Raw genomic sequence first — 3,930 nt, 5'->3', positions numbered from 1 at the left:
TCAGAGCATATAAAGATACATTTTCTCTTGCATAAAGATACATTTTCTCTTGTATAAAGATACATTTTCTCTTGTATAAAGATACATTTTCTCTTGATGTTGTTACATATTTATAGTTGTATCTAAAGATACATTTATCTATTATGTAACTAATTGCTTGTAAATGAGCTTTAGTATGAAAAATGGGTTAGTAGTGAAAGACAATGCCTTGATTAATGCAAGTTACAACTTAGAAACGGCTGAACAGCGTTTGATATTGCTTGCAATTATGAACGCTAGAGAAACAGGGCAAGGGATTACAGCAGACAGTAAGCTAGAAATTCATGCTGGTGACTATGCAAAGCATTTCAATGTATCAACTGATGCAGCGTACAAGGCGTTAAAAGATGCTGTAAATAATTTATTTAATCGCCAGTTTAGTTATACAGCCGAATATAAAAAAACTGGCAAAACTGGCGTTGTGCGGTCACGTTGGGTTAGTCGGATTTTTTATGTTGATTCGTTAGCCCTTTTAGAAATTACTTTCGCTCCTGACGTTGTACCATTGATCACAAGGCTTGAGCAGCATTTTACAAGCTACCAACTGAAGCAAGTCGCACAGCTTACAAGCAAGTACGCTATAAGGCTTTATGAAATGCTGATAGCTTGGCGAGCTACAGGTAAAGTACCTGAGATTGAGCTATCAGAATTTAGAAATAGATTAGGCGTAGGCGATAATGAATACACGGCAATGAACAACTTTAAAAGCCGTGTCTTAGAGCCAGCTATTAAGCAGATTAATGAGCACACAGACATTACAGCAAGCTATGAACAACATAAGAAAGGGCGCATTATTTCAGGATTTTCGTTCAAGTTTAAACAAAAAACACAAGCTAAACCTAAAAAAACTATTGACCCAAAACGTGACCCAAACACGCCCGATTTTTTTATAAAAATGACAGATGCACAGCGCCATTTATTTGCCAATAAAATGTCTGAAATGCCCGAAATGTCTAAGTATTCACAAGGTACAGAGAGCTATCAACAATTTGCAATTCGTATTGCCGAAATGTTATTACAGCCCGAGAAATTTAGAGAACTATATCCAATCTTAGAGAAACTAGGATTCAATTAATAAGGATTAAGCACATGCAATTAAAAACTGCTCTTTTTATATGGTTAGGTTTATTTATAGGTCTTTTCGTTGTTGCAAAAATATGTTCCGCAGTGGGTTTGACTCAATGGATCACATTTATTTATTACATCGGAGCTGGGGTTTTCTTATCTAAGAAAGTTTTAGCTAATTTAATTACTTGGGATGGAACTATTCACAATACTATCGACAATGTAAGTGGTGCAAAATTAGGATTTGCATTGCTTTGGGTAATCCGATATCCAGTCCTTTTATTTAAATTGGGCGTGATGAAAGTATTATAAATTAAATAACTTTCTGTCCCGATCTTCTGTTAAATACTCGTTGAGTTCAGCGAGTATTTTTTCTTTGTCTTGTTCATTTTCCTTTTTTTTAATTAAGTAAGAACCGAGTAGAATTTTACGTCTAGTATCTTCCTTTCGTTGCTGTTCAGACTGTTTCTTTTTTTCACGGGCGATAACAGCTTGCTTCTGTGCTTTTAGCTGTTTTAAGCGTTCTTCCTGTTTTGCAATTTTCTGATCTAAAGATTCAACGCCCATTGTAATTCCAAAGCCTTTAAAAAAACCATTAGAGCATAGGACACCTGACATTGAGATTCAATGCCTTCCTAAGCTATAATGGTTTTCCCGAAGGGCGCACTTTCCCAAACTAATTTCATTAAGTTTGGAGTGCGAAAGGGGATACCCCCTTAACCCCCATAAAAGCAGATTTGTTTTTATTGTTGTTTTGGTTGTTGGAAAAAAGACAAAAGAGAAAATGGCGATTTATCACTTTTCAGTTAAAAACGTAAGTAGAGCAGATGGGCGGAGTGCCGTAGCTGCTGCTGCCTATCGTTCAGGCGAAAAGTTGATAGATGAAAGACAAGGGAAAGAACAGGATTACACGAAAAAAACAGGTGTGGAGTTTTCAAAAATCTATGCCCCTGCAGGAACGAACCCCGAATTACTAGACCGCAACCAACTTTGGAACACTGTAGAGAAAGTCGAGAATCGCAAAAATTCACAGCTTGCTAGAGAATTTGAAATTGCATTTCCTCACGAACTCAACAAACAAGAACGACAAGAACTGTTAAACGACCTATGCCAGGAAATTATCAAACGTCATGGTGTTGTCGTTGATGCGGCCATTCACGCCCCACACACAGCAAACGGTAGCGATAAGCGTAACTATCACGCTCACATATTACTAACCACCCGAAGCATTGACGAACAAGGCAATTTAGGGAAAAAGACAAGAGAATTTAATGATCACGGCAAGCAACAGGTCGAACACTGGAGAGAAAGGTTTGCAGACCTAACAAACAGCCATTTAGCACGTGCAGGGCATGTTTTTGTTGAAGTCGATCACCGCAGCTACAAGGCGCAAGGCTTAGACCTTGAAGCAACTCAACACGAGGGCAGCAGCGTTACACGGTTACGCAGACAAGGCATAGACACAGAAATCACCCTAAAAAATGATGCGATCAAGGCAAGAAACGCTGAAAAATTAGTAAATGAGCAGTTGATCAAAAACCTAGATCAAGAGATTGTCTTTAACTATGAAACCCTTGCAAGACTTGAGATAGAGCGAAAAGAAGCTAAAGCCAAGCCTATTGAACCCCAACAGCCGAAAGTCAAACAAGGCACTACAACAGACGCAAGAAACGCCATAGCCAGCTACAGAACAGCGATTGAAGAAACAGCTCACAAAGTATTTAAAGAGCTACAGGACAAGCAGATAAACGACGCTAAGGCATGGTTAGCCAAAATTGATGAAATGCGGGCTAATACGCCTATGTTTTTTGGGAAAAAAGACCACTTGGCGAAGATTGAACAGGAAGTCGCTCAATATGAAAAAATGCGCTCAAACTTTGCGAAATTCAAAGAAACAGGCGTAACAGACGAGCATAGAGCAGCAGCAATAGCACTCATTGAAAAAACCAAGCCAAACATGGTTTTAAACGCAAAAAATGCAGAGAAATTCCTAAAAAATCACGACCTCGAACAAGCCAAGAAAAAAATTGACCCTAATATTTCTATGCTTGCAGAAGCTCACAAGGCTTACACAGGCAAGATTTTACGCACGGATAGCAACGGAACAATCCAACAGACCCAAAACGGGCTTGTTTATCATCCTCAAATCAAAGACCTGAAAACAGGGAAAGAGTACACGCTCACATACACTGAAAATCAGGTAAAAATTCTAGAAAATATAGAAATTAACAGAAAAATCGGAAAACCACAGGACAATGAGATCAAAAGATAGCTCTAAAACGCTCTATTTTGCGATTACAGCCATCTTTTTTGATTTTAAGTACCAAATACCACATGATGTTTAAACGTGGCTAAAAACGCTTAAAAACAGCCTTCTGTGAAATTTAAGATTTTCTTCTTTGTTTTTTAATTAAGAATATCTAAACGATCAAAATATTTTCTTAGCGAGTGTCTACGAGCGACACAACGAAAAGTCGCCTGTCGTACTGTACTGTACTGTACTTAAATACGATACAGTACAGTACACATTTGCAGAGCAGGCGGAGTGCCTGCGAACTGACGCAATTAAAATTCTCGCGCTTTTCCCTCTGATTACAAAGCTCCCTTTCGCCTAAAAGCGAGATTAACCGAGCAAAGCGGCCACACAATATTTGCACCTAGACCGAGCGAAGCGAGCAAAAATAGCTTTATGAGCGAAGCGAATCCATAGTTTTTATTACCTAGTATTTGAAAAACTGCCCCCAAGCTGCGAGGAACGAGCAGCAATAGAGTACGAGCGAAGCGAGTACATAGGGCAGTTATCCACAGGTTTTTTTAAGGTTTTGG

4 protein-coding genes are annotated in these 3,930 nt (G+C 38.7%); 3 read left to right on the top strand and 1 reads right to left on the bottom strand.

All coding sequences use genetic code 11. The features are described from left to right. The first annotated feature begins 175 nt into the window (after window positions 1–175). Together repM and GW12_RS08115 are read left to right on the top strand one after the other, a co-directional pair. Window positions 176–1,114, top strand: coding sequence for a replication initiation protein RepM (gene repM, locus GW12_RS08120; protein ID WP_034586039.1), 939 nt, complete (start codon window positions 176–178; stop codon window positions 1,112–1,114). A gap of 14 nt (window positions 1,115–1,128) precedes the next feature. Further along, window positions 1,129–1,416 carry a hypothetical protein gene (locus GW12_RS08115; protein ID WP_034586037.1) on the top strand — a complete coding sequence of 96 codons (288 nt, stop codon included), beginning with the start codon at window positions 1,129–1,131 and terminating at the stop codon, window positions 1,414–1,416. On the opposite strand, the gene GW12_RS08110 is transcribed toward GW12_RS08115, so the two are convergent. After that, window positions 1,411–1,671 carry a hypothetical protein gene (locus tag GW12_RS08110; RefSeq protein ID WP_034586034.1) on the bottom strand — a complete coding sequence of 87 codons (261 nt, stop codon included), beginning with the start codon at window positions 1,669–1,671 and terminating at the stop codon, window positions 1,411–1,413. The genes GW12_RS08115 and GW12_RS08110 overlap by 6 nt on opposite strands. Window positions 1,672–1,888: 217 nt before the next feature. On the opposite strand from GW12_RS08110, the gene mobQ reads away from it, so the two are divergent. Further along, the gene (mobQ, locus tag GW12_RS16000) at window positions 1,889–3,376 is read left to right on the top strand and encodes a MobQ family relaxase (protein WP_227504151.1); all 1,488 of its coding nucleotides are present in this window, start codon (window positions 1,889–1,891) and stop codon (window positions 3,374–3,376) included. The last annotated feature ends 554 nt before the right edge of the window (window positions 3,377–3,930 follow it).

The sequence above is a fragment of the Acinetobacter sp. HR7 genome (assembly GCF_000773685.1).
GTDB lineage: Bacteria > Pseudomonadota > Gammaproteobacteria > Pseudomonadales > Moraxellaceae > Acinetobacter > Acinetobacter thermotolerans.
Note: the sequence above shows the minus strand (reverse complement) of the source record. Positions and strands in the feature narration are given on the sequence as shown.